Genomic DNA, 26,364 nt, shown 5'->3' with positions numbered 1-26,364 from the left:
CACATCCTCGGCTGAGGCTCGTTGCGGACCCGCCAGCGACGCTGCGGTCAGGGCAGGTACGCGTCCCGCACGACGACCTGGCTGGGGCTCGCCGACTCCGGCGACAGCCCCGCGCCCTCCAGCGCCTCGCGCACCACCGAGACGGCCTCCTCCTCGGCCTCCTCCTCGGTGCGCGCCTCCAGCAGGAGGACCACCTCGAGGGAGCGGCTGTCGTCGGCAGCGACGACCGCTGCGTCCCGCGAGGCGCTGTCCGTCATGGCGGGGAGCCTGGGCCACGGCAGCTGGGCCGCCACCGCCTCGGCGACCGCCTCGAGCCCACCTGCGGCACCGTCCGGGGGCGCCTGCAGGTCCACGACGACGTGCACCCGCCGCAGCGCGGGGTCTCCCGGAGCTGCGACGGGGGCGGGTCCGCTGTTCGTCTCGGTCATCGGGCCAGTCTGGAACCCCCACCTGCGAGGCACCTCCGGAGCGGTGCGCCGTCAGCCTCGCGGAGGCAGCGGGTCCTGCTCCTCGCCCGCCAGCAGGTCGTAGCGGACGAAGTCGTCCACGGTGCCGTCGCGCAGCCGCTCCGCGCCCCTGTCGAGGCCCACCTCCCGGAAGCCCGCCTTGGCGGCTACGCGGCGGCTGGCGGTGTTGCGGCTGGCGACCCGCATGACCACGCGCTCCAGCCCGAGGCCCCCGCGGTCGGCCGGGGCGAGGGCGTGCCGGACGACCAGCCGCACGGCAGCCGTGGTGACGCCCCGTCCACGCGCGTCGGGGTGGCACCAGTAGCCGACCTCCCCGCTGCGCACCCCGTCCCCGAGGGTGAAGAGCCCCACCTCGGCGAGGAGCGGCCCCGTCTCCGGGCCGTCGTCGTCCACCGGATCGCTGGGGTCGGTGCCGTCCGCGCCAGCGCGGGACCGCCCGTCAGGGCGGACGGCCCAGAAGACGCCGGCGCCGCGCGCCTGCTCCTCCTCACGGCCCGCGATCCAGCTGGCGGCGTCGAGCACGGTGTAGGGCGACGGCAACGACGGCAGCCACGCCTGGGTGGACGCCGCGGAGCACGCCTGCGCCACCCGCTGGACGTCGCCGGCGAGGTGGGGACCCAGCCGCACCCCACCGCCCGCGAGCTCCACCGGCGAGAGCCAGCGGTCCGCGCGCTGGAGGCTGGAGTCCCACCGCCAGGTGCCCACCCAGGCGTCCCTCAGGTCCCCGCGCACGGGGAGCAGCGCCCGCACCGTCCCGTCGACAGCGCTCCCGCACGCCCACGCCAGGCGCCGCGCCGGCCACGCCCCCGCCTCCACGGCCCAGTGCACGGCCTGCAGCCCGAGCTCGGCGAAGGCCCACGTCAGCACCAGCCGGACGGCTCCCGCCGTGGTCCCGCGACCGCGCGCCGACGGGGGAGCGGCGCAGGCCAGCCACCCGCCGCCCTCGCCGTCCTCGGTGAGCAGCACCAGACCGGCGAACGCGTCGCCGACCTCCACCACGAGGCGGTGCGCCGTACCGACCGGACGGACCCCCGGGACGCCGAGCGCGCCGGAACCCGCCGCAGCGCCCCCCTCCGGGGGAGCGGACCCCAGGTCGGGCAGCCAGCGGAGCACGTCGCGGTCGTCGAGGAGGGCGGCCACCGCGGGGCCGTCGGCGGGCGCGGCGCGCCGCACGAGCAGCCCCCGCTCCCGCAGCCGCGGGCCGGCGGGCTCCGGCTCCTCACGGTCGCTGCGGGCCACGGCCGCACAGTGTGCCCTGGGAGCCTCCTGGGCAAGTGGGCCTGCGCCTCCCGTCCCGCGCCTACGATGCACACGGCTTGTCAAGCGTCAGTCGGGCGGTTGGTGCAAGGAGAGCGGGGAGGGACCGTGCCTGGTCTGCTGGAGAAGGTGCTGCGCGCCGGCGAGGGTCGGACGCTGCGCCGCCTGCAGGGGCTCGTGAAGCAGGTGAACGCCCTCGAGGACGACTTCACCCCCCTGTCCGACGCCGAGCTGGCGGAGGAGACCGACAGGTTCCGCGCCCGCTTCAAGGACGGCGAGACCCTCGACGACCTGCTGCCCGAGGCCTTCGCGGTGGTGCGCGAGGGGGCCCGCCGCGTGCTCGGCCAGCGCCCGTACGACGTGCAGCTCATGGGCGGTGCGGCCCTGCACGGCGGCAACATCGCCGAGATGAAGACCGGTGAGGGCAAGACCCTGACCGGCGTCTTCGCCGCCTACCTCAACGCGATCCCCGGCAAGGGCACGCACGTCATCACCGTCAACGACTTCCTCGCCAGCTACCAGAGCGACCTCATGGGCCGCGTCTACCGCCACCTCGGCCTGACCAGCGGCTGCGTGCTGGACGGCATGGCCCCGGCGGAGCGGCGCTCGCAGTACGCCGCGGACATCACCTACGGCACCAACACCCAGTTCGGCTTCGACTACCTGCGCGACAACATGGCGTGGAACGCCGCCGACCTGGTGCAGCGCGGCCACCACTTCTGCATCGTCGACGAGGTCGACTCCATCCTCATCGACGAGGCGCGCACCCCGCTGATCATCTCCGGCCCGGCGCAGGGCGACGCCTCGAAGTGGTTCGCCGAGTTCGCCCGGATCGTGCGGCGCCTGGAGCGCGAGGTCGACTACGAGGTCGACGAGAAGAAGCGCACCGTCGGCATCCTCGAGCCGGGCATCGAGAAGGTCGAGGACCAGCTCGGCATCGAGAACCTCTACGACTCGGTCAACACGCCGTACGTCGGTTACATCAACAACGCGGTGAAGGCCAAGGAGCTCTTCACGCGCGACAAGGACTACGTCGTCGCCGACGGCGAGGTGCTCATCGTCGACGAGCACACCGGCCGCATCCTCGCCGGCCGCCGCTACAACGAGGGCATCCACCAGGCGATCGAGGCCAAGGAGGGCGTCGAGGTCAAGGCCGAGAACCAGACCCTGGCCACGATCACGCTGCAGAACTACTTCCGCCTCTACGACAAGCTCTCGGGGATGACCGGCACGGCCACCACCGAGGCCGCGGAGTTCCAGGGGACCTACAAGCTCGGCGTGGTGCCGATCCCCACCAACAAGCCGGTGGCGCGCACGGACCAGCCGGACCTCGTCTACAAGACCGAGGTGGCCAAGTTCGACGCCGTGGTCGAGGACATCGCCGAGCGCCACGGCACCGGGCAGCCGGTGCTGGTGGGCACCACCAGCGTGGCCAAGAGCGAGTACCTCTCCCGGCAGCTGGTGGAGAAGGGCATCCCCCACGAGGTGCTCAACGCCAAGCAGCACGCCCGGGAGGCGGCCATCGTCGCGATGGCGGGCCGCGCCGGCGCTGTCACGGTCGCCACCAACATGGCCGGTCGCGGCACCGACATCATGCTCGGCGGCAACGCCGAGTTCCTCGCCGTGGCGGAGCTGTCCGAGCGCGGGCTCGACCCGGTCGAGGACGCTGAGGCGTACGACGCCGCGTGGCCCGAGGCCCTGACGCGGGCCAAGGACGCCGTCGCCGCGGACGCGGCCAAGGTGACCGAGCTGGGCGGCCTGTACGTGCTGGGCACCGAGCGCCACGAGTCGCGGCGCATCGACAACCAGCTGCGCGGCCGCTCCGGCCGCCAGGGCGACCCGGGCGAGTCCCGGTTCTACCTGTCCATGGCCGACGACCTCATGCGCCTGTTCAACTCGGGTCTCGCCGAGTCCATGCTGACCCGCGCGGGCATCCCCGACGACGTGCCGCTGGAGTCGAAGCTGGTCAGCCGCGCGATCCAGAGCGCGCAGAGCCAGGTCGAGTCCCGCAACTTCGAGATCCGCAAGAACGTCCTCAAGTACGACGACGTCCTCAACCGCCAGCGCGAGGTCATCTACGCCGAGCGACGCCGCGTGCTGGAGGGCGAGGACCTCCACGAGCAGGTCGGGCACTTCGTGCGCGACGTGGTGACCGGCTACGTCACCTCGGCGACGTCGGAGGGCTTCGCCGAGGACTGGGACCTGGACCAGCTGTGGCAGGCGCTCAAGACGCTGTACCCGGTCTCGATCACCGTGGCCGACGTCGAGGAGGAGGCCGGCGGCCGCTCGGCGGTCACGCAGCAGATGCTGCTGGAGGAGCTGGTCTCCGACGCCGAGCAGCAGTTCCTCGAGCGCGAGCGGAACCTCGGCTCCTCCGTCATCCGCGAGCTGGAGCGGCGCGTGGTGCTCAGCGTGCTCGACCGCAAGTGGCGCGAGCACCTCTACGAGATGGACTACCTGCAGGAGGGCATCTCCCTGCGCGCGATGGCCCAGCGCGACCCGCTCGTGGAGTACCAGCGCGAGGGCTACCAGCTCTTCCAGGCCATGCTCGAGGCCATCAAGGAGGAGTCGGTCGGGTACGTCTTCAACCTCGAGGTGCAGGTGCCGGCCGAGCCGGTCCGCGACGACGAGGCCGCCGTCGCCGGCGAGCAGGCCCCGGTGCTCGTGGCGCCCGGTCTCGAGGGCGGGGGCGCCCCGCAGCAGCTGCAGTACACCGCTCCGTCGGCCGACGGGGACGTCGAGGTCACCGGCGGCCCGACGGCCGACGGAGGGAGCCGCCGCGAGCGGCGCGCCCGCAAGAAGGCCTGATCAGCCTGCGCTCCCGCAGCACCGCCGTCACCGCCCTCCCGACCGGCTGACCCTCAGCCGATCTGGAGGGCGGTGACGCGCCACCTGCCGTCCACGCCCTCCAGGCGCAGCGCGGCGGCGCGGACGCGCTCGCCGTCCCACACCACCACGGCCGCCTCGACGACGCCGTCGCGCGGGGTGCTGGCGACCACCCTGCGGACGACGGCGCGCGCGTGCCGGCGGCGCCCGCGCACCCGCTGCGCCAGCGCCGCGCGCTGCTGCAGCCCCGCGTAGACGTCCGCCGTCAGCCAGCGCAGCAGCTGCGCTGCCGGCCGGGTGCCGGCGAGCACCTCCACCGCGGCCACCACGAGGCCGCCGCAGAGCGGCTCGGGGTCGGGGAGGGACGACGACGCCGTGGGGCGCGGCGCCACCGCCGGGTCCACGCCGCTCGGCAGCCGCCCGTCCAGCACGAGCGGCAGCACGCCCTGCAGCGCGATGACCGGTGGACGGCGCCGCTCCACGGGCGCCCCGAGCGCCTTGGGCTCGGAGCGCGGGGCGGGGACGACGCGCAGCGCAGGCAGCGCGGTGCTCGCCCCGGAGCTCGAGGTCTGACCCTCCGCGGGCCGGTCGAGCGGCAGCGCGGCCGCTGCGCCGCTCGCGCTCACGGGGCCACCAGCCGCTGGCCGGGGCGCAGGTGGTCGGGGTCCGAGCCGATGACGGCGCGGTTGGCCTCGTACCAGCGGGGCCAGGCCGCAGCGACGGCTGCCCGGGTGCTGCCGGGGGGCAGGTGGCGCGCGGCGATGGACCACAGCGAGTCACCGGACCTCACGACCACCGCGGTGCGCGCCGGCGCCTCTGCGGGGTCGACCAGCGGACTCCCGGTGGCGGGTGCGGGGACGGGGCGGCCGGTGCTCAGCGGCGCCTCCGCTCCTGCGGCGGCCGAGGAGGGCGAGGACGACGTCGGTGAGGGTGAGGCGGCGGGAGCAGGTGCGCTGCTCGCCGGGCCGGCGGTGCCGCGTGCAGCGGGCCAGGTGAGGTCTGAGGCGCTCGCCGGGGCTGCGGCGCCCGCAGGCGGCGTCGCCCGCGCCTCAGCGGCGAGGGCGGGACCCGCGACACCGCCCAGCACCGCAGCCCCGAGCGCCGCGGCGAGGAGCCGCCGCAGCAGGAGCGGCGTGGTCGCGTCGGCGACGGCTCGCAGGGCCGCGCCCGTGCTGCCGGCGGTCCCGACGACCGCCGCTGCGACGAGGGCCGCGGAGCCGGCGCTCCAGACCAGCAGCAGGGCGCCGAGGAGGAGGCCGGCGACCGCGGCGACGGCGGAGTCGAGGTCGGCGGGGGTGTGGGAGAGGTCGTTCGCGGCGCTCACTGCCAGGGCGGCGCCCGTCGCGGCGAGCCCCGTGGCGCCGGTCGTGGTGAGGACGCTCGCGAGGAAGGGCCCCGTACGCGTCATGCCTTTGCCTTCGTTTGGTGCAGTTTGCTGCTGCTTGATGACATGAAGGGATCATGCAGGAGCTGCCGGGCGTCGCCGGAAGATCGACAGGGCCCTGTGGACAGCGGCATCCGCAGGGAGCAGCGCCCCTACCGTGTGCTCATGCGCTGGGACGCTCTGTTCGCCGACCTGGAGGCCCAGCTCGAGGCCGCCGACGACGAGGTGAGCGCCATGCACGCCGAGCGGGTGCGCGCGGAGGTCGCGGGCGTCGAGCTGCGCGACAGGCTGCGCGCCTCCGCGGGGCAGCGCGTGGCGCTGCGGCTGGCGGGTGGCGAGGCGGTGGAGGGCGCCCTGCGCGCCGCCGGGCCCGACTGGCTGCTGGTGGAGGAGGCCGCCGGAGAGGCGCTCGTGCCGCTGGTGGCCGTGGTGCTCCTCGACGGCCTGACGCGCTCCCTGGCCGCCCCGGCGGGCGCCGTCGAGAACCGGCTCGGTCTGGCGTCCGCGCTGCGCGGCGTCGCCCGCGACCGCTCAGCGGTGCGGATCTGGCTTCGCGAGACCGGGGGTGGTGCGATCACCGGCACCGTGGACCGCGTGGGTGCCGACCACCTCGACCTCGCCCGTCACGCCGTCGACGAGCCGCGCCGCCCCGGGGCCGTCCGCGGGGTGGTCACGGTGCCGCTGGCGGCGCTGGCCTGCCTGCGCCGGTCGGTCTGAGCCGGCTGGCCCGCTCGAGGCGCCCAGCGCGCCCGCAGGGCCGGGTGGTCAGCCGCGCAGTGCGCTCGACCGGGCCTCCTGGGCACCCTCGAGCTCCGACTGGGAGGCCACGAGCGCACGCGTCTCGGCGTACTTGCCCTGGATGTAGTCCTCCAGCACGGAGATCTCGACGCGCCACTGCCCCCGGCCGCCCACCTTGATGGCCGGGAGCTCGCCGCTGCGCACCAGGGCGTAGGCCTGCACGGCCGAGACCTGTAGGGTCTCGGCCACGTCGGCGAGGGTCATGAAGCGCGCGGCCACCCCCGGATGGTCCCACGCCGGTGGTGCCCAGCGGCCGCTTTCCACAGCCGGTCACCCGCTGTGACCTGGACGAGCGCAGCGTGGTGCACCTCTCTCGGGAGACACAGGGGTGATGATCCACTCGGGCGTCGCCGCCACCCGGACGGAGCGATCCGGCGTGCGAGGGCCCTGACCGGCCCGCTCCCGGCTGCCACCCTCCAGGACGCCCCACCCGCACCCGCACCGCCAGGAGCCGCCATGGCCGCCGTCCGCCCGACAGCGCTCACCCCCGCGTCGCCGCTCGCCGCTCGCCTGCGCGCCCCGTCGTGGCGGGACCCCCGCCTCGTCGTCGGCCTGGTCCTGGTGCTGGCCTCGGTGCTGGTGGGCGCCCGCGTGGTGTCCGCCGCGGACTCCACGGTGCCGGTGTGGGTGGCGGCGCACACCCTCGTGCCCGGCGAGGAGATCACCGCCGAGGACGTCCGCGCGGTCCGCGTCCACCTCGAGGGCGGTGCGGGCGGCTACCTGGCCGCGGACGCGCAGCCCCCGCACGGGGCGGTGGCCCTGCGCGAGGTCGGGTCGGGTGACCTGCTGCCGCGCAGCGCGGTGGGCAGCGCCGCGGCCCTCACCACGCGCCCGGTGGGCCTGCCCGTGACGGGCCCGCTGCCCTCCGGCCTGGTCGCCGGGGCGCTCGTCGACGTCTGGGTGACCCCGGCCCCGACCCGCGGTGCCCCCGTGGCGGCCGCCGCCGCGGCGGGCGGGCCGAGCGCCGCGGCGCAGGAGGTGAGCGGACCGCGCCAGCTCGCGGCGGCCGCCGTGGTCCAGGAGGTCGTCACCGAGGGCGGGTCCTTCGCCACCGGTCGCGGCGGGCTCGTGCAGGTGCAGCTGCCGCCGGCCGAGCTGCAGCAGGCGCTGCAGGCCCTGGCCGACGGTGCGACCGTCTCGCTGGTCCTCGTGCCCGGCTCAGCCCCGGCGGGCCGCTGAGTGGGGGCGGTCCCGCGCCGGGGCGCATCCCCACTGCCCCTGCTCACCGCGGTCCCCGGGCCGGAGGAGGCCCAGCTGGTGGCCGCCCTCGGCCGCACCGCCGGGGTCGCGGTGGTGCGCCGCTGCGCCGACCTGGGGGAGCTGCTGTCCGCGAGCGCCGCGGGCCACGGCCGGGCTGCGCTCGTGTCCGCGGACCTGCACCGCCTCGACCGCGAGGCCCTCGCCCGCCTCGCCGCGCAGGGCACCGCCGTGGTGGGGGTGCTGCCTGCTGCGGGGACGGCGGCGGCTGCCGCCCGGCTCACCGCCCTCGGGGTGGTCCGGCAGGTGGCAGCGGGGGCGCCCGGTGAGGAGGTGGCCGCGGTGGTCGGCGCAGCCGTCGCCGGGCTGGCGTTCGGTGGGACGCGGGGGCGTGCAGCGCCCGCGGGGAGCACACCGAGCACCTCCGTCCCGGCTCCGGCACCGGTCCCTGCCGCGGAGCGCGCCCTGCCGGGTCCCGCGGCCCCGTCGCCGCAGGACGCAGCGCCCGACGCGCTCGGCCACCCCGCAGACGGCGGTGACGAGCCGGAGGCCGCGCTGCTGCCGGGCCGCTCCGGGCGCCTCGTCGCCGTGTGGGGGGCTCCGGGGGCCCCCGGTCGCACGACGGTCGCGGTGTCGCTGGCCGCGGAGCTCGCCGCGCTCGGCGAGCACGTGCTGCTGGTGGACGCCGACACCTGGGCCGCCAGCACCGCGCAGGTGCTCGGTCTGCTCGACGAGACCGCGGGCGTGGCCGCCGCCTGCCGGGCCGCCGCGGCAGGCACCCTGACGCCGGGGCGGCTGCTGCAGCTCGCGCCGTCGGCCCTGCCGCGGATGTCGGTGCTGACGGGGCTGCCCCGCGCCGAGCGCTGGCACGAGCTCGGCGCCGCCGCCCTCGAGGAGCTGTGGTCGACGTGCCGCTCGGCGGCCACCTGGACGGTCGTCGACTGCGCGGCGCCGCTGGAGCAGGACGAGGAGCTCGTGCTCGACACGGCCGCTCCCCGCCGCAACGCGGCCACCACCACGGCGCTGGCCGCGGCCGACGAGGTGCTCGTGGTGGGCCAGGCGGACCCGGTGGGCCTGCAGCGCCTGGTCCGCGCCCTGGGGGACCTCGCGGAGGCCCAGCCGGACGCCGTGGAGCGCCGCCGCGCGGTGGTCACCAAGGTCCGCTCGGCGGCCGTCGGCCACGGCCCGGCCGCCCGCGTGGCGGAGGCGCTGGCCCGCTACGCGGGGGTGCGCGACGCTTTGCTGGTCCCCGACGACCGCGCGGCCTGCGACGCCGCCCTCCTGACCGGGCGCACGCTGCGCGAGTCCTCGCCGGGCTCCCCGGCCCGTGCCGCCCTGGCGGCGCTGGCCGCCGAGCTCGTGGCCGCGGCGCGTCACGACGACGGCGGTGCCACCGTCGCGGCCCCCGTGCGTCCCCGGCGCCGAGCGTGGGCCAGGATGCGCGGGTGAGCCCCTCCCTCGGCAGCGCCCCCGAGCGCGTCTACGCGGCCCTGCGGCCGGAGCAGCTCCCCGAGTGCCTGCGCAGCGGGCGGCTCCCGGACGACGCCCCGGTGCACGCCGTCACCCCGGCCCTGCGCGAGCACTACACCGAGGGCGACGCCGAGGAGCTGGAGCTGGCGGCCATGCTCGACGCCGCCGACTCCTCCCTGCGCCTCATCGCCGCCACCGGCTCGGCCGGGACCTCCGGGGGAGGGGCGACCGCCCGGCGGCTGGTGCTCGCCGCCGACGTCCCCGCCGCGCAGGCGTCCCCCCGCCCGGTGGCTGACGACGACCCCGCCGAGGCGCTCTCCCGTGTGGACCTCACCGAGCCGCTGGCCCTGTCCGCGGTGGTCAGCGCCCACGTCGACGAGGTCGAGGCGGCCACCGACGTGGCCGCCGCCGCGGCGGCGCTGCCCGCCGCGGACGTTGGCGACGAGGACGCCGCCTTCACGGTGGACGGCGCCCAGGGGCACGACCTGCTCTGGTACGACGCCTCCGAGCTGGAGGCGCTCGCTGCCGAGCTGGGCTGACCGACTCGACCGACCGGCTCAGCCGACCGGCTCAGCCGAGCAGCTGGGCGATCTCCCGCTCCTGGTCGCGCAGGGCGCGCACGACCGGCTCCTCGGCGGCGCGCTCGATCCTGCCCCCCAGCAGCGGGACCGAGGCCGTCAGCGTGCCGCTCACGGAGTGCTCGGTGTGCACGCCGCGGCCCGGGACCACCCCGGTGCGCACGGGGCGCAGCGCGGTGGTCGCCGTCGCGCTGACCGGCGCTCCGGGCACCTGCAGCTCGGTGGTGCCGGACCGGGAGCCGTCCGCGGCGGGCGCCTCCCAGGTGTCGACCTGGCGCAGCCGCATCGAGGCGCCCACGAACCGCCGGGCGACGTCGGGCAGCTCGTCGGTGGGCAGCACGCGGTCGACGGTCACCACGAACCGCCCCTCGGGACCGCCCTCCACCGCCACCTCGTGCGACAGCGCGTCGCTGGCCTCGAGCAGCTGGTCCAGCACCGCGGGGTCGGCGAGGAGCTGCGCCACGCGGTGCGGGTCGCCGGGGTAGCGGAGCAGGACGTCGAGGCGCACCCGCCCACCGTAGGTCCGGAGGCGGGCGCGGGCCCTCCTGGGCGCCCTCTAGGGTTCAGCACGTGCCGACCCTGAGCTCGCTCGTGCGCAGGCTGGGAGTCCTCGACCCCGCTGACGAGGAGTGGCTGCACCTGCTCGTCGGCGACTGGCAGATGCTCTCCGACCTGTCCTTCGCCGACCTGCTGCTGTGGGTGCCCGACAGCGACGGCGGCTTCGTCGTCGTCGCCCACTGCCGCCCCAGCACCGGCGTCACCGTCCACGACGAGGACGTCGTGGGCACGCGCATCACCCCGGGCCAGCGCGAGCAGGTCGACCGGGCGTACGCCGAGGCGCGCATCTGCCGCGACCACGACCCGGAGTGGCTGGACGGCTCCCCGGTGCGCGAGGAGACCGTGCCGGTGGTGCGCCAGGGCCGCGTCATCGCGGTGATGTCGCGCGACACGAGCCTGTCGGTGCCGCGCGCGCCCTCCCGCCTGGAGCGCAACTACCTGCAGTGCGCCGACGCGCTGGCGCGGATGGTCTCCGAGGGCGCCTTCCCCCACCAGGGGGCGCCCACGGGCACCCGGCGCGGCGCCCCGCGCGTCGGCGACGGCCTGGTCCGCCTCGACGTGGAGGGCGTGGTCGTCTACGCCAGCCCCAACGCGCGCTCCGACTACCGCCGCCTCGGCTTCACCGGCGACCTCGTCGGCAGGTCCCTGGCGGAGGTCACCGCCAGCTGCCTGGACAGCACCCACCAGGTGGACGAGACGCTGCCGCTGGTGGTCACCGGGCGCGCCCCGTGGCGCTGCGACGTGGAGTCGCGCCAGGCGGCGCTGTCGCTGCGGGCCGTGCCGCTGCTGGAGGAGGGCGTGCGCACCGGCGCGCTGGTGCTGTGCCGCGACGTCACCGAGCTGCGCCGCCGCGAGCAGGAGCTGCTCACCAAGGACGCGACCATCCGCGAGATCCACCACCGGGTGAAGAACAACCTGCAGACGGTCTCGGCGCTGCTGCGGCTGCAGACCCGCCGCATCGAGTCCGACGCGGGCCGAGCCGCCCTCGAGGAGGCGATGCGCCGCGTCAGCACCATCGCCCTGGTCCACGAGACGCTGTCGGCGGGGTTCGAGGAGGTCGTCGAGTTCGACGACGTCATGGACCGGGGGCTGCAGCTCATCGCCAGCCTCGCCGCCAGCCACGGCGCCGCCGGCGTCCGGCGGATCGGCACCTTCGGGCAGGTCGGCGCCGAGGACGCGACGGCGCTGGCCCTCGTGCTCACCGAGCTGGTCACCAACGCCGTGGAGCACGGCCTGCGCGGGGGTGACGGCCGCGTCGAGGTGCGCGCCGAGCGCGACGGGACCTCCCTGGTCGCCACCGTCGCCGACGACGGCGCGGGCCTGCCGGAGGACTTCTCCCCGCACGCCGGCGGCCTGGGCACGCAGATCGTGCAGGCGCTGGTGCAGGGGGAGCTGCGCGGCAGCATCGTCTGGGGCAACCGCCCCGGGGGCGGCGCCGAGGCCGTGGTCCGGGCCGAGCTGCACGAGCCCCGCGGGGACCGGGCCCCGGCGGCGGTCACCGCGTGAGCCGCGGCCCGTCCGGCGCTGGAGAGGGCGCTGGACGACGAAGGGCCGCCCCCGACGGGGGGCGGCCCTTCGCGTGCGGCGCTCTGCGGTGCTCGACCGTGCGCGCGGCGCGGGCTGGTTCAGCCGGCGCGGCGGGCGCGCGCGGTGCGGCGCTTGAGCGCGCGGCGCTCGTCCTCGGAGAGGCCGCCCCAGACGCCGGAGTCCTGTCCGTTCTCCAGCGCCCACTTCAGGCAGGTCTCCACGACGTCGCAGCGCCGGCAGATGGCCTTCGCCTCCTCGATCTGCAGCAGGGCAGGGCCCGTGTTGCCGATCGGGAAGAACAGCTCGGGGTCTTCCTCGAGGCACGCTGAGCGGTGCCGCCAGTCCATCAGTGAGCTCCTCAGTGGATCGGGGTGTCGTCCGGTCGCTCCGCTCTTGTGAAGCGGTTCACGAGTCCGAACACGTATATGGGGCGCTCAGTGGCGCCCCGTCCGCAGGTATCGTCACAGAGTCCGCTGTGTTGCACAAGGGTTGACTGCGGCGAGTCACTCGCGGGGTGTCTGGTGCCGGTGTCCGTGGTGCCCGGAACACCGTCTGGAACTTCTCGTGCTCTGATCTGACCAACGGTGGAGCACGCCGGAGTGTTCCGCCAACCGGGAACGGATCTCGGCAGCGGCTCCGGCAGCGGGCCCGACGCGGGACGCGGGTGAGGACGGGGAGGGTGGACGCGGTGAGGAGCGGGGAGCGGCCGACGGCGCTGGTCGTGGCCGTGGGCGTCGTCGCCGCGGAGGCGCTGGCGCTGGTCGCCGTGGTGGTCTTCTACGGGGTCGAGCTCAGCCGCGGCGCGGCGGCGGTGCCCACCGGAGCGGTGGCCACCGCCGTCCTGGCTGCTGCGCTCGCCGTGGGCCTGGTGCTGTGCTCCCGGGCGCTGCTGGGGCGGAGCCGCTGGGGGCGGGCGCCGCTGATCACCTGGCAGCTGTTCCAGGTGGTGCTGACGGCGCCGCTCGTCACCGGGCCGCTGTGGCCGGTGGCGGCGGTCTTCGTGGTGCTGGCCGTGGTGGCCGGCGTGTGCCTCGCGTCGAGGGCGCTGTCGGTGTGGGTGGGCGACGACGACGCCGCGGGGCCCCCCGTCCACTGACCCCGGCACCGACGGCGGTGCTCAGCCCTGGGCGCCGTCGCCGAGCTCGGCCCGCATCGTGGCCAGGGTCCGCGACAGCAGCCGGGAGACGTGCATCTGCGAGATGCCGACCTCCTCGGCGATCTGGGACTGCGACATCCCCCGCACGAAGCGCAGCGCGATGATGCGCCGCTCGCGCGCGGGCAGGCGCGCCAGCAGCGGGCGCAGCGCCTCGCGGTCCTCCACCACCCTGAGCGCCTCGTCGTCCGTGGCGAGCCAGGCGCCGGGCGCGTCGACCTCGCCGGTGTCCAGCGGCACCGTCGTGTACGCCCCGGCCGACTCCATGCCCTCGAGCACCGCGTCCTCGTCCACTTGGGCGCGCTCGGCCAGCTCCGCGACCGTGGGCGCCCGGCCCAGCTCCTGGGTGAGGTCGGTGCGGGCGTCGGCGAGGGTGCGCGAGAGCTCCTGCAGGCGCCGCGGGACGCGCACGGCCCACCCGCGGTCGCGGAAGTGGCGGCGGATCTCCCCGAGCACGGTGGGCACGGCGAAGGCGGAGAACGGCACGCCGCGCTCGGGGTCGTACCTGTCGACGGCCTTCAGCAGGCCGATCGTGCCCACCTGCACCAGGTCGTCCATGGGCTCCCCGCGGTCGGCGTAGCGCCGCGCGAGGTGGCGCACCAGGGGCAGGTGGGCCTCCACCACCCGGTTCCGCAGCGCGGTGCGGCGCGGGTCGCCCTCGGGCAGCCGCGACAGCTCGAGCAGCTCGGGGGGCAGGTCCGGGTGGGGGCCGGGGTTCTGCTCGGGCACGGTGGCCCGCACCAGCGAGGAGGGGGAGCCGTCGGGGCCCTGCGCGCTCACGGTGGGTCCGCGCTACCCGCGCCCGGGACCGTCGTGGCGCAGCTGGATCCAGTGGCGCCCGGCGTCGTCGCGGCCCGTCTCCAGGCCGTTGACCAGCGCCTCCAGCACCGCCCACGCGAAGCTGTCGCGGGTCGGCAGGGTCTGCGCCGGGCCGCTGACCCGCACCCGCATGCCCGGGGCGACGAGGTCGAAGCGGGCGGTGAGCACCGGCACGGCGGCACCCGGCGCGGCGCCGGGCTCGACGGCGTGCAGGTCGGGGGAGCCGTCCAGGGCCTGCGGGCCCAGCACCAGCGCGCACGCCTCGTCGACGGCGATGCGGAGGTCCTCGATCTCGTCGATCGTGAGGTCGAGGCGGGCGGCCAGACCGGCGGTGGCGGTCCGCAGCACCGACAGGTACTCCGGCGCCGCGGGGACCACCAGCTCCACGCGGTCACCGGCCACCGGTGCCGCGCCGTCCGCGGGAGCGCCGGCCGACCGGTCTGCTGGAACTGTCACGCCGTCGCCTCCTCGTGCTCGCGCCCCGCGCAGCCCGTCACCGCGCCGCGTCGTCGTCCGCAGCCGCCGTGCGCCGGAGCCCGCTGACGCCTGCCGTCGCGGTCATCGTCGCACCCGTCCGCCGGGGCGCGCAGGTGGGCCGCGCCAGTCCCGGGCCAGTCCTGGGCCAGCGCTGGGCCGCTCGGGGGCGTCCGGGCCGGTCCGGGGTCAGCCGGGGACGGCGCCCGAGGCGGCCAGCGCCTCCAGCTCCGGCCCGTCGAGGCGCCAGCGCGTCCACTCCTCCAGGGGCTGGGCGCCGATGGCGGTGTAGACGGCCTGCGCCGGGGTGTTCCAGTCGAGCACCGACCACTCCAGCCGGCGGTGCCCGTTCGCCACGGCGTCGGCGGCCAGCGCGGACAGCAGCGCCCTGCCGAGCCCCAGGCCGCGGTGCTGGGGCCTGACGAAGAGGTCCTCCAGCCAGGTGCCGTGGCGGCCGGTCCAGGTGGAGTAGGTGGTGAAGGAGATCGCCGTCCCGGCCACCACCCAGGCCTCGCCCTCCAGCACCTCCGCCACCAGCGCCCGCACCCGCGGGTCGGGACCGAAGAGGGCGGCGCGCAGGTCCTCGGGGGTGGCCTCGACCGCGTCGGGCTCGCGCTCGTACACCGCCAGCTGGCGGATGAGGCCGTCGACCGCCTCCACGTCCGCCTCCACGGCCCAGCGGACCCTCGTCCTGGGTGCCACGCCCCTCCGCCCCTCTCCTGTGCCGTCCTGTGCGCCCCCGCGGTGCGGCTCTGCGCCGGCCCCCGCGGGTGGCACGGTAGAGGGCGTGCAGCAGCCGGGTGCGGACTCCCTCGACACCAGCTCGCGCGCCGCCCCCCACCCGGCCGGGCGGAGTCGCCCGCGCCGCACGCGTGCGGCGCACGCCGTCGCGGGCCTCCTCGCCCTCCCAGCGCTGGTCACGGCGCTGCCCGGCGCCCTCGGGCTGGCGGGGAGGGTGCCGCTGGCGCAGCTGCTGCCCTTCCGGGGGGCGCTCGTCGTCGTCCTGCTCGCCGGCGCAGCGGTCGTGCTCGCGGTGGGCGGGCTGGTCCGCCTGCTGACCCGCGGGCCGCGGGCCCGCACTCCCGGGGCCGCGGCGGTCCTCGCAGCGGGGCTCGTGCTGGCCGCCGCGGTCCACGCGGGGGTGCTGGTGGCCCGCGGCGTGCTGCCCGCCGCCCCTCCCGCCGGCGCCGACCTCGTGGTGCTCAGCCTCAACACCGAGCACGGCGGTGCCAGCTCCCGCCAGGTGGCCGACGCGGTCGGCGAGGCCGGGGCGGACGTCGTGGTGCTCCCCGAGACGCCCGCCACCGCGGCGCAGGAGGTGGTGGACCTGCTGCGCGAGCAGCACGGCGCGGTGTTCAGCGCGTCCACGGCCACCACCTCACCCGAGCCGACGCACGCCACGAGCCTGCTCCTCGCCGACGGCCTCGGGTCCCCGCTCCCCGCGCCGGCGCCCTCCGTGGAGCTCGCCGCCGTGGCGGCCACCCTGCCGTCCCTTCCGGGGCCGGTGGTGGCGGTGCACCCCGTGGCGCCCGTGCCGCAGGGGACCTTCGTGCAGCGGTGGCGGGCCGACGTGCCCCGGGCCGTCGCCGCGTGCAGCGGCTCGCCGGGGGCCGTGGTGGCCGGTGACCTCAACGCCACGCTCGACCACCCCGGCCTGCGCGACCTCGGGCCGTGCGTCGACGCTGCGGCGGCCGCCGGCGCCGGCGGCCTGGGGACCTGGCCCGCCTCGGTGCCGACGCTGCTGGCGGCCCCGATCGACCACGTCCTCGTGGACGGCCGCGCGTGGCGGGTCCTGTCGGCGCAGGTGGTCACCGTGGGGGACACCGACCACCGGGGTCTCGTGGTGCACCTGGCGCGTCGCTGACGGGGCTGCCCGAGCGGCTCACGGCCGGGCCAGCTGGACGACGACGAGGGCGCCCGCCTCCACCAGGCTCGCCCGCCCCGGCGGACCGCCGCGGACGACCGGTGCCCGTGCGCCGAGCAGCTCCGCGTCCCCGGGGCCCAGCGGGTGCAGGAGCAGTCCGGTGCGGTGGCGGCGCAGCGCCACCGCGAGCCCGCGGTGGGCCGGGAGGAGCCCGCTGGTGCCCGCGGCCACGACGGCGCAGGCCGGCCCGTCACCGTCGGCGAGGTCGAGCAGGAGCGCCTCCAGGGGGCTGCCCAGCAGGAGGTCGGCGTCGTCGACGAGCACCAGCGGCACGCCGGCGCCCGGTGGGGCCTGCGCCGCGGCGTCTCCCAGCGCGGCGAGGAGCGCCCGCGCGGCGTCCGCGTCCGTGCCGGTCACCGCCGGCCCAGGGGCGCGGTGCGCGGGCGGTGGTGCCCCGGGCAGCGGGGGGCGCGGCTGGACGAGCACGCAGGCGCGTCCGGCGGCTCCCGCCTGCGCGGCGAGCAGGTGCAGGGCGCTGGTCCGGCCGGAGCCCGCGGGCCCGACCACCAGCGCCCCGGCGCCGAGGCCCAGGTCGAGCCCGACGGGCGCGGCCCGCAGGCCACCGACGCCCACCACGAGTGGTGCCGGCGGACCCTCCGGCAGGGCGAGAGGGGTGGCGAGCGCGCGCAGCGCGTCCAGGGGGAGCTGCTCCGGCAGCGCGGGGACCGGTGCGGCCCGGCGCTCTCGGTCGCTGACCGCCGGCGGGGTGCTGGCCAGCTGCGCCGGGTCGAGCAGCGGCAGCTGGCACTCGCGCAGCGGGCCGGGGCGCAGCCGCAGCGCCCTGCCCGGGGGCCAGTGGACCGGCGTCGACGCCGTCGGCACCCCGGCGAGCACCGCGGCGCTGCGGTCCGCGGGCGCGAGGAGCAGCACCTCCCGCACGCCGGCCAGGGCGCGTGAGGACAGCGCGGCCGCGTCGCACCCCAGCACGACGGGCGCACCGGCGGCGACCAGCCCGGCCAGCAGGTCAGCGGCGGCGTCGGCCTCCTGGCGCTGTCCGCGCGCGGCCCGCCCCGCCAGGACGCGGTCGGCGCCGTCGACGAGCAGCAGGGGCGCGCCGCCCGGCGCGTCCGCAGGGCGGCTCCGGACGGCGCCGGCGAGGTGCTGCAGGAGGCGCACGAGGTGCTCACCGTCGTCCGGGTCGACGGTGCTGGCCACGTGCGGCAGCCGCGCAGCGCCGGCCAGCTCCTCCGGGTCGCCCACGAGGTGCACCTCCTGCGAGCTCGCGGCGGCGAGCCAGCGCAGCAGCGACGTCCGTCCCGAGCCCGGTCCTCCGCACACGGCGAGCGGTGAGCGGGCGTCCCAGCGCAGCACCCGCTGTGACGGCACCTCCGGCTCGTCGAGCAGCCCCAGCGACAGGCCGCGGGTGCGGCGACCGCCGCCCCCGTCGTCGTCCCGGTCGTCCCGGTCGTCCGCGTCGTCCCGGTCCGCGGGGACGTCGCGGGGGTGGCGCCACTGCAGCAGGTCCGGCAGGGGCGGCAGCCAGGGCGCTGCCCCCGCGGTGGCGCCGCGGTGCTGCGCCGCGGCCCGCAGGCAGGTCACGAGCAGCGGCACCTCGTCGACGGGGACCGCAGTCTCGGCAGGCCCGTGGCCGCTCGCCAGCACCCGCACCGGGGTGGGCGGGTGGCGCACCAGCGACGCCACCTGCACCGCCTCCAGGTCCAGGCCGCCGCGCCGCACGAGTGCGGCCCCCGGGCGGTCCGGCGGCAGGTGGGCTGCGCCGGGGTCGTCGAGGACGTCGAGGGAGTCCGGGGCGTCGCGCACCCGCAGCGCCACGCGCAGGTTGGTGCACGCGCGCGCGTCGGCGCTCACCGCCCCCGCCGGGCGCTGCGTGGCGAGCACCAGGTGCACGCCCAGGGAGCGGCCCACCGTCGCCAGGCGCACCAGGCCGGGCACGAGGTCGGGCACCTCGTCGACCAGGACCCGCACCTCGTCCACCACCACCAGCAGGCGCGGCAGCAGGCGCGCCCCGTCGCGGCGGGTGCGCACCAGCTCGGCGCGGTCCGCCACGCCGTGGTCGGCCAGCACGCGCTCGCGGCGGCGGACCTCGGCGGTGAGCGAGGTCAGTGCTCGCTGCGCCAGGTGCTCGTCGAGGTCGGTGACGGCACCCACCAGGTGGGGCAGGCCCTCCAGGCGGCCCGCGGTGGCGCCGCCCTTGTAGTCGACGAGCACCACGGACAGCTCCTCCGGCGGCACCGCCACCGCCAGGGCGAGGACCCAGGCCACGAGGAGGGAGCTCTTCCCCGCTCCGGTGGTGCCCGCCACCAGCGCGTGCGGCCCGTCCCGGTCGAGGTCGAGCACCCAGGGGGCACCGCCGGGCCGCACGCCCACCACCGCAGCGGCACCCGCGCCGCGGGGCGCGTCCCAGCGGCGCGCCACTGCCAGCGGGTCCAGCGGGTCCAGCGGGTCCAGCGGGTCCGACGCGTCCGGGCCGGACGGGGCGGCCAGGAGGGTCGTGAGGGCGGGGACGACCCGGCTCCCGTCCTGCGGCGCCCCGTCGGGGCCGCGCAGCGGGGCGAGCGCCCGGGCCAGCTGCTCCGACCGGGCGGGGGTCAGCAGGTCGGCCACGAGGGGCGTCGTGCGGCCGGCAGCGGACCACGTCGCGGTGCCACCCGCCTCGACGGACAGGACGCCGGTCCCCGCGGCCGCGGGGACGTCGAGCCGGGGTCCGCCCGCGTCGTCGGCGAGGACGACCAGGGTGGTGCCCCGGTCCGCCAGCGCCTCCGCGGCGCTCATCACTGCGGCCGGGTCCGTTCGCTCGACGACGGTGAGGCGGGCCCGCGGCGACGCGCCGACGGCGCGTCCACCCCTCCCGGGAGACCTCGCGTGAGGCAGCCAGCGCGCCCAGCTCCACGCCGGGGACCGGCCGCCGGGGAGCAGCGCGCCGTCGGGCAGGAGCAGCTCGAGCCGCTCGGGCGGGTGCAGCGCGACGAGCTGGCAGACCAGGGCGCGCGCGGCCGCGCGGGCCGCCTCCCCGTCGCCGCGCACCACCACGCGGCGCAGGCCGGTGAGGTCCGCCAGCAGCGGACCGGCCTCGTGCTCCAGGCGCTGCCGGCCGGGACCGTCGGCGCCCGAGCTCCCGTCCGGCGCACCGCCGTCGTCGTGGTGGTCGGGGGGGGCCTCCGCCTCCTCCGGGTGGGCGCCGCCGCGGACCACCACGCGACTCGGCACCCGCGCCGTCCCCAGCCGCACCCAAGGGTGGGCCGCTGCGCCGTCCCGCTCGCCCCCGTCCTGCGTCCGCGGTGCGGATCTCGACCAGAGCAGCGGGCTGCGCTCGTGCGCGAGGTCGAGCAGCGCCCCCGCCGCGGGGTGCAGCAGCTCCAGCGCGGCGCGCTCCGCGGCCAGCGCCCGCTCCGAGCGGGCCCGGGACCTCCAGACCGCGGCGCGGTGGTCCTCCAGGGCCCGGACGTGCTGGCGCCGGCGCCCCCGCCGGTCGCCCCACGCGGTGAGCAGCGCGACCAGCGGGCCCGTGCCCGCGAGGAGCAGCGCCACGGGGGACCACAGGAGCGCGAGCGGGACGGCGACCAGGGCCGGTGCGAGGACCGCCACCCACATCACCGGTGCGGGTGCGGACGGCGACGGCGTCGCGGGGACCACGACCTCCACGGGGCCGGGGTCGGGCGGGAGGCCGGCTGCGGCGGGGTCCGGCGCGGGCCCGTCCAGGACGAGCCCGCCGAGGCCGTCGGGGAGCGCGGCCCGGGCCGTCCGGACCTCGGCCGGCGCCACCCGGAGCACGCCGGCCCCCACCTGCAGCAGCGCGCCGGCGGGCAGCGCCGTCCACTCCCGCGCCAGCGGGCGGCCGTCGAGGTGGGCCCCGTTGGCGGAGCCGGGGTCGCGGACGCGGGTGCCGGCCGGTGAGCGGTCGAGCTCGACGTGGCAGCGGGAGGCGGTCGGGTCCCGCAGGGGCAGCAGCGAGCCGTCCCCGCGGCCCACCCAGCACCGGCCCAGCGGCAGGGGGGCGCGCAGACCGGCGTCGGGCCCTGACAGGACCTGGAGGACGACGGCGCCGCTCCCGGGGCCCTGGGGGCCCGCCCCACCCAGCGCGAGCCCGGCGAGCCGGTCGAGCTGGTCGGAGCCGTCGAGGACCGCCAGGACCGCTCCCCGCAGGAGCGGCGGGGAGCCCAGCGCCGCGTCGGGGCTGACACCCCGCCCGTCGACCACGACCCTCGCCGCGGGTGTGAGGGCGGTGCCCGCCGCGGTCGCCAGGTCCGGCAGCACCGCGGACAGCGGCGTCCCGGCGGGTGCCTCCACCACCACGTCGGCGCCGGGGCCACCGCACCCGGCGCCACGGACCGTCAGCTCCAGGCGCACACCGCGACCATGCACCGGCCCGGCGGTTCCCCGCCGAGACCGCGCGCCGCCCTGTGGACGACGGGTCCGCTTCGCCGCCGACCTCCCGGTTCGTGGCGCAGTGTCACGCTTGCGCCCGGTTCGCCCGCTCGTCGGTGCTCAAGATGATCACCCTGGGTGATCATCGATCGTCTCTCGGTCGGGGGGCACCCGCCTCGGGTGCGGGGGGTCACCCGCTCGCCAGCCCTCCGCGCGCGCCGCTCTCTAGCGTCGGTCCCGCGCCGCCTCCACCCGCCTCGGGCTCCGGGGGCTGCGCCGCGGCGCCCGACACGGCGCCAGGGCTGCAGGAGGTCTGCAGGACCGCTGGAGAGCAGGAGGGGACGGGCGTGGAAGCGACCGCCATCGTCGAGGACGAGGTCCGCGAGCTGGTGCGCCGGCGCGCGCTGGACCCCTCGGCCGACGCCGAGGTGGTGCGCCGCCTGGTGGAGGAGGTCGTCGCCGACTACGACGAGCGGTCCCTGCAGGGCGTCCTGCCGGGCCTGTCCGACCGCAGCGGCACCGTGCGCGCCGTCGTCGACGCCGTCGCGGGCTTCGGCCCGCTGCAGGTGCACCTGGACGACCCCGAGGTCGAGGAGATCTGGATCAACGAGCCCGGCAAGGTGTTCGTCGCGCGCGGCGGCCGCTCGGAGCTCACCACCACGATCCTGACCGAGAGCGCCGTGCACGACCTCGTCGAGCGCATGCTCCGCACCACCGGCCGCCGCCTCGACCTCAGCTCACCCTTCGTGGACGCGGCCCTGCCCTCGGGCGCCCGACTGCACGTCGCCATCCCCGACGTCACGCGCCGCCACTGGGCCGTGAACATCCGCAAGTTCGTGGTGAAGGCCTCCCGCACCGAGCACCTCGTGCAGCTCGGCACCCTGACGGCCGGCTGCGCCGCCTTCCTCGACGCCGCCGTCGCCTCCGGGCTGAACGTGCTCGTGGCCGGGGGCACGCAGGCCGGCAAGACCACCATGCTCAACTGCCTCTCGGCGGCCATCCCCTCCCGCGAGCGCGTCATCACGGTCGAGGAGGTCTTCGAGCTGGCCTTCGCCGGCCGCGACGTCGTGGGCCTGCAGTGCCGCCAGCCCAGCCTGGAGGGCACCGGGGAGATCACGCTGCGCCGCCTGGTCAAGGAGGCGCTGCGGATGCGCCCCGACCGCCTCGTGGTGGGTGAGGTGCGCCAGGCGGAGAGCCTGGACCTGCTCATCGCGCTGAACTCCGGCCTCCCGGGCATGGCCACCGTGCACGCCAACAGCGCCCGCGAGGCCGTGACCAAGCTGTGCACGCTGCCGCTGCTGGCCGGCCCGAACGTCACCGCGGACTTCGTCGTCCCGACGGTCGCCTCCGCCGTCGACCTGGTGGTGCACGTGGCGCTGGAGGCCGACGGCCGCCGGCGCGTCCGCGAGGTGCTCGCCGTGCCAGGCCGCGTGGAGGGCGGCGTCATCGAGACCGGCACCGTCTTCGGCACCGTGCTGGACGGCGGCAGCCCGCGCCTGGTCCGTGGCACCGCCGCGGCGCCGCACGAGGAGCGCTTCGCCCGCGCCGGCTTCGACCTCGCGGCGCTGCTGCGCGAGCAGGCCTGATGGGGGCGCTGACCGGCCTGCTGCTGGGCGCGGGCCTCTTCTGCGCCTGGTGGGCCTGCTGGGTGGAGGACCGCGACGACGACGCAGCAGGTGCCCGTCCCGGCCTGCGGGCCAGGGCCGAGGACCTGCTCGCCCGCGCCGGCCTGGCCGGGTTGCCGCTCGCGGTGCTCGTGGCCGCGTGCGCGGCCTGCGCGCTGGCGGTCGCCCTGGCCTCCCTCCTCGTGGCGGGGGCACCGCTGCTGTCGCTCGTGCTGGGCGCCGGCGCCTCCTGGGGGCCGGTCGCCCTCCTGCGCGCCCGCGCCCGCAGCCGTGCAGCGGCCGTGCGCGAGCTGTGGCCCGACGCGGTGGACCACCTCGCCTCCGGCGTCCGCGCCGGGCTGTCGCTGCCCGAGGCGCTCGCCGCCCTGGCGGTGCACGGGCCGGAGCCGCTGCGACCGGCCTTCGCGGACTTCGCCGACGACCACCGCGCCACCGGCCGGTTCCTGCCCGCGCTGGACAGGCTCAAGGACGCCCTCGCCGACCCGGTGGCCGACCGCGTGGTGGAGGCGCTGCGCCTGACCCGGGAGGTCGGCGGCAGCGACCTCGGCCGGGTGCTGCGCTCGCTGTCCTCGTTCCTGCGCGACGACGCCCGCACGCGCGGCGAGCTGCTCGCACGCCAGAGCTGGACCGTGACCACCGCGCGCCTCGCCGTCGCCGCTCCGTGGCTGGTGCTCCTGCTGCTGTGCACCCGCCCCGGCACGGTCAGCGCGTTCCGCGAACCGGCGGGTGCGCTGGTCATCGGCTCCGGAGCGGCGTGCTGCGTCCTCGCCTACGCGGTCATGCGCCGGGTGGGCCGGCTGCCCGAGGACGAGCGGGTGCTGCGGTGAGCGGGCTGGCGGGTGTCGGCGGCCTGAGCCCCGTCGGCGCCGTCCTGGGCCTGCTCACCGGCGCCGGCCTGTGGCTGGCGGTGCTCGGCGTCCCCGCCTGGGCCCGCCCGTCGCTGGACGCCCGGCTGGCACCGCACCTGGCCGACCGGCCCCGCGGCTCCCGCCTGCTCGCGCCGGGACGGGCGCCCGCGGGGGTGCTGGCACGGCTGCTCGGCACCTCGCCCGGGGGGCTGCTCGCCCCGCTGGCGCGCGCGGCAGCGCGCCGCTCGCCCAGCACCGCCGCCGTCTCGCGCCGCCTGCTCCAGGCGGGCAGCGCCACCACCGTGGAGCACTACCGCGCGGAGCAGGTCGTCTGGGGAGCGCTCGCGGGGGCTGCCGGCCTGCTCGCAGCGCTCGCCGTGGTCGCCCGCGGCGCTCCGCTGCTGGCGGCCGTGCTGCTCGTCCCGAGCGCGGTGCTCGGCGGCGTGCTGGCTCGCGACCAGGCGCTGGGCCGCGCCGTGCGCAGGCGCGAGGAGCGCCTCCTCGCCGAGCTGCCGACCGTGGCCGAGCTGCTGGCCCTCGCGGTGGGCGCCGGCGAGGGAGCCGTCGGTGCGCTCGACCGGGTCTCGCGCACCTGCCGCGGAGAGCTGTCGGGAGAGCTGCGCACGACCCTCGCCGACGCCCGCTCGGGCACGCCGCTGGTCGTCGCCCTCGCGCGGATGGGCGAGCGCACCTCCGCGGCTCCTCTGACCCGGTTCGTCGACGGCATCGCCGTGGCCGTCGAGCGCGGGTCCCCCCTGGCCGACGTCCTGGCGGCGCAGGCGCAGGACGTGCGCCAGCTGGCCCGCCGCCGGCTCGTGGAGGCCGGCGGCCGCAAGGAGCTCGCCATGATCGTCCCGGTGGTCTTCCTCGTGCTCCCGGTGACCGTGCTCTTCGCCGTCTACCCCGGGCTGGCCGTGCTGCGCCTGTCCCCGTGACCCCAGACCTGCTCGACAGCTCGACCCCGACCCGCCCCGCTCGGCGCCCGCCGACGACCACCGACACACCGGAGGACCCGATGTCCCGCCTGACCGCCCTGGTGCTCACCGCCGCCCACGCCCTGCGCGTCGTCGCGGCCCTGCCCGACGACGGCGACCGCGAGCGCGGCGACGTGCCCGGCTGGGTGCTCGTCACCGTGATGACCGCCGGCATCGTCGTCGGCCTCGCGGCGGTGGCCCAGCCGCTGCTGGTCCAGATGTTCGAGAGCGCCGTCAGCGCCGTGCAGGTCCCGTGACGCCCCTGGCGGTGGCTGCTCCGCCGCACCACCGCCGGGCGCCCCGCGGGGACGCAGGAGCCGCCGTCGCCGAGAGCGTCATGGTGATGGCGCTCGTGTCGGTGCTGTTCGCGAGCCTCCTGCAGCTGGGCCTGGCCCTGCACCTGCGGGGGACGCTCGTCGACTGCGTGGGGGAGGGGGCCCGCTTCGGCGCCCTGGCGGACCGGACCCCGGCGGACGGCGCCGACCGGGCGCGCGAGCTCATCCGCGCCTCCCTGCCCGCCGCGTACGCCGACGACGTCACGGCCGCCGAGGTGGACCGCGGCGGCCTGGACGTCGTCGAGGTCACCGCCACCGTCCCGCTGCCGCTGGTGGGCTGGTTCGGCGGCGGCACCATGGCGGTGCGCGGGCACGGCCTGGTGGAGGTGCTCCCGTGAGGCCGCTGCGCCGCCGGCTGGCCGCCCTGCGCCACCGGCCGGTGTCCCTCGGCAGCGGCAGCGGCCGCGGCGACGCCGGCAGCGCCTCGGTGGAGTTCATCGTGCTGGCGCTGCTCCTGCTGGTGCCCGTCGCCTACCTCGTGGTGACCCTCGCGCGGCTGCAGGCCGGCGCCTACGCCGCGGCCGCGGGCTCGCGCGCTGCCGCCCGCGCCTACGTCACGGCCGCCGACGCCGCGCAGGCGCCCGGGCGCGCCCAGGCCGCGCTCGACCTCGCCCTCACCGACCAGGGCTTCACCACCGCCGACGCGACCGCCAGCACGTCCTGCGAGGCCGCCGGATGCTTCGCGCCCGACGCCGCCGTCGTCGTGACGGTCCGGGTGGACGTCCCGCTGCCGTTCGTCCCGCCGCTGCTGCGCTCTGCGGTGCCGGCGCAGGTGCCGGTGGAGGCCACCGGCACCGCTGTCGTGGACAGGTTCGCGGCCCTGCCGGCGGCCACGACGGCCAGGACCACGACGGCGGCGGGAGCCTCGCGGTGAGGCGCCCGCGCGCCGCGGCGCTGCGCCCGGTGCGCAGGGGGGACGAGGGGTCGGTCGCGCCGCTCGTCATCGTCGACGCGGTCGTCGTCGTCGCCCTGGTGCTGGTCGGGGCGTCGGCCACCGAGCTGCACCTGGCGCGCACGCACCTGCTGGCCGCGGCCGACGCGGCCGCCCTCGACGCCGCTGACGCCCTCGACGAGGCCGCCTACTACCGCGACGGCGTGCTCCCCGGGCAGGGCGTGCCCCTGGACGACGACGGCGTGCGGCGCAGCGCGGCGGAGCTGCTGGCCCGCACCCCGCAGCCCGGGGACCTGCTCGGCGTGGCCGTGGTCGCCCCCACCGGCACCCCGGACGGGACGACCGCCGAGGTGACGCTCGCCGCCAGCGTCAGGCCGGCGCTGCTGCCGGCGTGGGTCGGTGACGGCGTCACCGTGCCGCTGCAGGTGACCTCCCGCGCCCGCGAGGGCCTGGTCCTGCCCTGACGCCGCCGACGACGACGCAGCGCCCGCCCCCACGACGGGGACGGGCGCTGCGGTGGTGCCTGCGGCCGGTCGACCGGCCACCGGGTCAGCTGGCGGCGGACTGGTACTGCTCGAGCACCGTCTTGGGGATGCGGCCGCGGGCCGGCACCGAGACGCCGTTGGCCGAGGCCCAGGCGCGCACGGCCTTCGCGTCGTAGTCGGCGCCGCCCGAGGACGAGCCGGTGCTGCGCGAGGTGCTGGCGCGGCGGACGCCGCCCCCGCCCGTCGACTTCCGGGCGACGTTGAGGAAGGGCTCCAGGGCGGCCTCGAGCTTCTTCTGGTTGTCCTCGGAGAGGTCGATCTCGTAGGTGGCTCCCCACAGGCCGAACTTGACGGTCTCGGCGTCCGAGGTGCCGTCGAGGTCGTCGGTGATGTGGGTGATGGTCTTGGTGGCCATGCCGTCTCTCTCGCAAAGGGCTGGGAAAGGCA

Annotated in this window: 27 protein-coding genes; 15 read left to right on the top strand and 12 right to left on the bottom strand. The window is 77.6% G+C overall.

What is annotated here, in order from left to right:
• Window positions 1–47: 47 nt before the first annotated feature.
• Both FHN55_RS19885 and FHN55_RS19880 read right to left on the bottom strand, forming a co-directional pair.
• On the bottom strand, window positions 48–428 hold the full coding sequence (locus tag FHN55_RS19885) for a hypothetical protein (protein ID WP_139714127.1): 381 nt from the start codon (window positions 426–428) through the stop codon (window positions 48–50).
• Between the two features lie 51 nt (window positions 429–479).
• Window positions 480–1,706: a GNAT family N-acetyltransferase gene (locus tag FHN55_RS19880; protein WP_180357966.1), complete on the bottom strand. Its 1,227-nt coding sequence runs from the start codon at window positions 1,704–1,706 to the stop codon at window positions 480–482.
• Between the two features lie 126 nt (window positions 1,707–1,832).
• Between FHN55_RS19880 and secA the strand changes: the two genes are divergently transcribed.
• The gene (secA, locus tag FHN55_RS19875) at window positions 1,833–4,532 is read left to right on the top strand and encodes a preprotein translocase subunit SecA (RefSeq protein ID WP_139714125.1); all 2,700 of its coding nucleotides are present in this window, start codon (window positions 1,833–1,835) and stop codon (window positions 4,530–4,532) included.
• 53 nt (window positions 4,533–4,585) lie between these two features.
• Here the strand turns inward: secA and FHN55_RS19870 are convergent, their stop codons facing one another.
• Both FHN55_RS19870 and FHN55_RS23930 read right to left on the bottom strand, forming a co-directional pair.
• Entirely contained in the window at window positions 4,586–5,176 is a 591-nt protein-coding gene (locus FHN55_RS19870) for an Rv3235 family protein (RefSeq protein WP_139714124.1), read from the bottom strand.
• Entirely contained in the window at window positions 5,173–5,958 is a 786-nt protein-coding gene (locus FHN55_RS23930) for a LysM peptidoglycan-binding domain-containing protein (protein WP_257571143.1), read from the bottom strand. Before FHN55_RS23930 ends, FHN55_RS19870 begins: the two co-directional genes overlap by 4 nt.
• A 141-nt stretch (window positions 5,959–6,099) precedes the next feature.
• Here FHN55_RS23930 and FHN55_RS19860 point away from each other — a divergent pair, with 141 nt between their 5' ends.
• Window positions 6,100–6,651, top strand: coding sequence for a hypothetical protein (locus FHN55_RS19860; protein WP_139714123.1), 552 nt, complete (start codon window positions 6,100–6,102; stop codon window positions 6,649–6,651).
• A gap of 48 nt (window positions 6,652–6,699) precedes the next feature.
• Here the strand turns inward: FHN55_RS19860 and FHN55_RS19855 are convergent, their stop codons facing one another.
• A complete protein-coding gene (locus FHN55_RS19855; protein WP_139714122.1) occupies window positions 6,700–6,951 on the bottom strand; it encodes a helix-turn-helix domain-containing protein in 252 nt (83 codons plus the stop codon).
• Between the two features lie 237 nt (window positions 6,952–7,188).
• Here FHN55_RS19855 and FHN55_RS19850 point away from each other — a divergent pair, with 237 nt between their 5' ends.
• The 3 genes from FHN55_RS19850 to FHN55_RS19840 all read left to right on the top strand — a co-directional run bounded on the left by FHN55_RS19850 (window position 7,189) and on the right by FHN55_RS19840 (window position 9,938).
• Entirely contained in the window at window positions 7,189–7,911 is a 723-nt protein-coding gene (locus FHN55_RS19850) for an SAF domain-containing protein (RefSeq protein ID WP_139714121.1), read from the top strand.
• A 78-nt stretch (window positions 7,912–7,989) separates the two neighbouring features.
• Window positions 7,990–9,378 carry a hypothetical protein gene (locus FHN55_RS19845; RefSeq protein ID WP_218974841.1) on the top strand — a complete coding sequence of 463 codons (1,389 nt, stop codon included), beginning with the start codon at window positions 7,990–7,992 and terminating at the stop codon, window positions 9,376–9,378.
• Entirely contained in the window at window positions 9,375–9,938 is a 564-nt protein-coding gene (locus FHN55_RS19840) for a DUF6912 family protein (protein ID WP_139714120.1), read from the top strand. Before FHN55_RS19845 ends, FHN55_RS19840 begins: the two co-directional genes overlap by 4 nt.
• A 31-nt stretch (window positions 9,939–9,969) precedes the next feature.
• Here FHN55_RS19840 and FHN55_RS19835 read toward each other — a convergent pair whose 3' ends face one another.
• Window positions 9,970–10,485, bottom strand: coding sequence for a DUF2505 domain-containing protein (locus FHN55_RS19835; protein ID WP_139714119.1), 516 nt, complete (start codon window positions 10,483–10,485; stop codon window positions 9,970–9,972).
• 62 nt (window positions 10,486–10,547) lie between these two features.
• Here FHN55_RS19835 and FHN55_RS19830 point away from each other — a divergent pair, with 62 nt between their 5' ends.
• Window positions 10,548–12,041 (top strand): sensor histidine kinase, encoded by a 1,494-nt coding sequence (locus FHN55_RS19830; protein ID WP_139714118.1) that lies wholly within the window; start codon window positions 10,548–10,550, stop codon window positions 12,039–12,041.
• A gap of 119 nt (window positions 12,042–12,160) precedes the next feature.
• Here FHN55_RS19830 and FHN55_RS19825 read toward each other — a convergent pair whose 3' ends face one another.
• On the bottom strand, window positions 12,161–12,409 hold the full coding sequence (locus tag FHN55_RS19825; RefSeq protein ID WP_109773353.1) for a WhiB family transcriptional regulator: 249 nt from the start codon (window positions 12,407–12,409) through the stop codon (window positions 12,161–12,163).
• Between the two features lie 341 nt (window positions 12,410–12,750).
• Here FHN55_RS19825 and FHN55_RS19820 point away from each other — a divergent pair, with 341 nt between their 5' ends.
• Window positions 12,751–13,158 carry a hypothetical protein gene (locus FHN55_RS19820; protein ID WP_139714117.1) on the top strand — a complete coding sequence of 136 codons (408 nt, stop codon included), beginning with the start codon at window positions 12,751–12,753 and terminating at the stop codon, window positions 13,156–13,158.
• Between the two features lie 21 nt (window positions 13,159–13,179).
• Here the strand turns inward: FHN55_RS19820 and FHN55_RS19815 are convergent, their stop codons facing one another.
• The 3 genes from FHN55_RS19815 to FHN55_RS19805 all read right to left on the bottom strand — a co-directional run bounded on the left by FHN55_RS19815 (window position 13,180) and on the right by FHN55_RS19805 (window position 15,210).
• Window positions 13,180–13,995 (bottom strand): RNA polymerase sigma factor SigF, encoded by an 816-nt coding sequence (locus FHN55_RS19815; protein WP_139714116.1) that lies wholly within the window; start codon window positions 13,993–13,995, stop codon window positions 13,180–13,182.
• 12 nt (window positions 13,996–14,007) lie between these two features.
• The gene (locus FHN55_RS19810) at window positions 14,008–14,490 is read right to left on the bottom strand and encodes a hypothetical protein (protein ID WP_139714115.1); all 483 of its coding nucleotides are present in this window, start codon (window positions 14,488–14,490) and stop codon (window positions 14,008–14,010) included.
• A 207-nt stretch (window positions 14,491–14,697) separates the two neighbouring features.
• Window positions 14,698–15,210 carry a GNAT family N-acetyltransferase gene (locus FHN55_RS19805; protein ID WP_139714114.1) on the bottom strand — a complete coding sequence of 171 codons (513 nt, stop codon included), beginning with the start codon at window positions 15,208–15,210 and terminating at the stop codon, window positions 14,698–14,700.
• 85 nt (window positions 15,211–15,295) lie between these two features.
• On the opposite strand from FHN55_RS19805, the gene FHN55_RS19800 reads away from it, so the two are divergent.
• A complete protein-coding gene (locus FHN55_RS19800; RefSeq protein WP_139714113.1) occupies window positions 15,296–16,372 on the top strand; it encodes an endonuclease/exonuclease/phosphatase family protein in 1,077 nt (358 codons plus the stop codon).
• Window positions 16,373–16,390: 18 nt separating this feature from the next.
• Here FHN55_RS19800 and FHN55_RS24190 read toward each other — a convergent pair whose 3' ends face one another.
• Window positions 16,391–20,740 (bottom strand): FtsK/SpoIIIE domain-containing protein, encoded by a 4,350-nt coding sequence (locus FHN55_RS24190; protein ID WP_139714112.1) that lies wholly within the window; start codon window positions 20,738–20,740, stop codon window positions 16,391–16,393.
• Window positions 20,741–21,105: 365 nt separating this feature from the next.
• Between FHN55_RS24190 and FHN55_RS19790 the strand changes: the two genes are divergently transcribed.
• From FHN55_RS19790 to FHN55_RS19760, 7 genes are all read left to right on the top strand, one after another.
• Window positions 21,106–22,344 carry a CpaF family protein gene (locus FHN55_RS19790; RefSeq protein WP_218974840.1) on the top strand — a complete coding sequence of 413 codons (1,239 nt, stop codon included), beginning with the start codon at window positions 21,106–21,108 and terminating at the stop codon, window positions 22,342–22,344.
• Window positions 22,344–23,210, top strand: coding sequence for a type II secretion system F family protein (locus tag FHN55_RS19785; RefSeq protein ID WP_139714110.1), 867 nt, complete (start codon window positions 22,344–22,346; stop codon window positions 23,208–23,210). Before FHN55_RS19790 ends, FHN55_RS19785 begins: the two co-directional genes overlap by 1 nt.
• The gene (locus tag FHN55_RS19780) at window positions 23,207–24,166 is read left to right on the top strand and encodes a type II secretion system F family protein (RefSeq protein ID WP_218974839.1); all 960 of its coding nucleotides are present in this window, start codon (window positions 23,207–23,209) and stop codon (window positions 24,164–24,166) included. The genes FHN55_RS19785 and FHN55_RS19780 overlap by 4 nt, the downstream gene beginning before the upstream one ends.
• A gap of 80 nt (window positions 24,167–24,246) precedes the next feature.
• Entirely contained in the window at window positions 24,247–24,462 is a 216-nt protein-coding gene (locus FHN55_RS19775; RefSeq protein WP_139714109.1) for a hypothetical protein, read from the top strand.
• Window positions 24,459–24,878 (top strand): hypothetical protein, encoded by a 420-nt coding sequence (locus tag FHN55_RS19770; RefSeq protein ID WP_218974838.1) that lies wholly within the window; start codon window positions 24,459–24,461, stop codon window positions 24,876–24,878. Before FHN55_RS19775 ends, FHN55_RS19770 begins: the two co-directional genes overlap by 4 nt.
• A complete protein-coding gene (locus tag FHN55_RS19765) occupies window positions 24,875–25,414 on the top strand; it encodes a pilus assembly protein (protein WP_139714108.1) in 540 nt (179 codons plus the stop codon). Before FHN55_RS19770 ends, FHN55_RS19765 begins: the two co-directional genes overlap by 4 nt.
• A complete protein-coding gene (locus FHN55_RS19760; protein ID WP_139714107.1) occupies window positions 25,411–25,896 on the top strand; it encodes a hypothetical protein in 486 nt (161 codons plus the stop codon). Before FHN55_RS19765 ends, FHN55_RS19760 begins: the two co-directional genes overlap by 4 nt.
• Window positions 25,897–25,981: 85 nt before the next feature.
• Here the strand turns inward: FHN55_RS19760 and FHN55_RS19755 are convergent, their stop codons facing one another.
• Window positions 25,982–26,332, bottom strand: coding sequence for an Lsr2 family protein (locus tag FHN55_RS19755; RefSeq protein WP_139714106.1), 351 nt, complete (start codon window positions 26,330–26,332; stop codon window positions 25,982–25,984).
• Window positions 26,333–26,364: the final 32 nt, after the last annotated feature.

This window comes from Streptomyces sp. NP160, from assembly GCF_006335115.1.
Taxonomy (GTDB): Bacteria; Actinomycetota; Actinomycetes; order Actinomycetales; family Quadrisphaeraceae; genus Quadrisphaera.
Note: the sequence above shows the minus strand (reverse complement) of the source record. Positions and strands in the feature narration are given on the sequence as shown.